We start from the raw sequence: 314 nt of genomic DNA, 5'->3' as shown, positions 1-314 counted from the left end.
GATTGCTGCGGGAATCGGGTTTCATCGTCGGCAAAGATCAGGTGATGACTGTCAGGCGTGTGCTCAAACCGGTAGAAAATCCCCTCTTCCTCGCACAGCCGGCTGAGAAAGTGCAGGTCCGACTCGTCGTACTGCACGCAATAGTCGCGCGGCGCCATGACCGCCGTGATGCGGTCGAACGATGCATCGGTGCCCTTCAGCATGTGGTGCCCTTTCAGCACCTCAAGAATGATCTCCGGCACGGTCATTTTCTGGAACGAACGGCGATGGCTCGAGTGCTGCAAAAAGGCCAGAAAGGGCGCCAGCACCAGATG

General features: G+C 58.0%; 1 protein-coding gene. It reads right to left on the bottom strand.

Annotation, left to right across the window (positions count from 1 at the left end; translation table 11 throughout):
• The coding region (locus tag K0F75_RS25445) for a contractile injection system protein, VgrG/Pvc8 family (protein WP_257604488.1) at nt 1–314 on the bottom strand (314 nt) is incomplete at both ends.

The sequence above is a fragment of the Pseudomonas sp. UMAB-08 genome (genome assembly GCF_900095225.1).
GTDB lineage: Bacteria > Pseudomonadota > Gammaproteobacteria > Pseudomonadales > Pseudomonadaceae > Aquipseudomonas.
This window is presented reverse-complemented; position numbering and strand designations above follow the sequence as displayed.